Here is a 946-nt window from a genome sequence, read left to right as displayed (position 1 = left end):
GTTGTCTGCATGAATCACCGGCTTATATTGTCAGGGTAGATTTTTATATACGCAGTCCGGGCCTGTTTGGATCAGAATGATGAGTATTATTCTTGAAAGCATAGAATTATATGCGTTTAGGGCCGTGCGTGAGCGAGGTCTATCCTTTGTGGTGCGTGTCTGTGTCTAAGGTGAAGTTTAGTCCCATTAATGTATTGCTTTTGAATTTACACAAATGGAACTGACCTGATTTCGCTATTTAGGTTTTTCCTCTTGAATAAGCATTGTCATGTACTTTGTGAATCGTCTCTGTCGTGTTTCAGCCTTCTTGGCGCTGGTTAATCCATAGGCAATGACATATCGACTCGACTTGTTAAGAGTTTCAAGAAACTGTTTAACTCTTGGCTGACTTTCTAATGCGGCTAAGAAATCTTCGGGCACTTCTATTTCACTGACTACATAGGCCTTTTCCCAGCGCCCGTCAGCTTTAGTTGCACGAACATGAACAAGCCCCGGTTCCTGCATCCGTCCATCATTTATTAAACGTTCAACATGTACCGTGTTTCTTTTAGACCAGTTACTTCGTTTGGTTCTAGGGGTTATACGCTGGAGGTAAGCTTGATCATCGATAGTTTTTTTCATGCCATCGATCTAGCCCCAGCAAAGTGCCTCAATCACCACTTCATCCCAAGTGACACTTGGAATACCTGTCTTTTTCTTGAACATCTTCACCCACAACTCATTTTGGGATGCGTGATTGAGCTTGAGCCACTGGTTGAGCGCTTCCGATGTTTCAAAGGTTATGGCTATTGTTGATGGATCAGGTTCAGGCATATGCTAGATTCTCTATACTGTTCATGAAATTTTGAGGATCGAGAATAACAGGCTTTGATCCTTATAATTAATCATGTTGATTTTGGCCTGAAACCCCAATCACTGACACGCTTAAGTCAAAAAAATCTAAGTA

The 946-nt window shown here is 41.8% G+C and carries 2 protein-coding genes; both read right to left on the bottom strand.

The genetic code is table 11. The features are described 5' to 3' along the window. Positions 1-234: 234 nt before the first annotated feature. Complete coding sequence (locus tag B4K11_RS03655) at positions 235-621, bottom strand: YdeI/OmpD-associated family protein (RefSeq protein ID WP_292954965.1); 387 nt, start codon at positions 619-621, stop codon at positions 235-237. 9 nt (positions 622-630) lie between these two features. Continuing rightward, entirely contained in the window at positions 631-813 is a 183-nt protein-coding gene (locus B4K11_RS03650; RefSeq protein WP_292954963.1) for a YdeI/OmpD-associated family protein, read from the bottom strand. Positions 814-946 lie beyond the last annotated feature (133 nt).

Origin of the sequence: Neptuniibacter sp. UBA6509, assembly GCA_002435145.1 — a bacterium.
Classification (GTDB): Bacteria; Pseudomonadota; Gammaproteobacteria; order Pseudomonadales; family Balneatricaceae; genus Neptuniibacter.
Note: the sequence above shows the minus strand (reverse complement) of the source record. Positions and strands in the feature narration are given on the sequence as shown.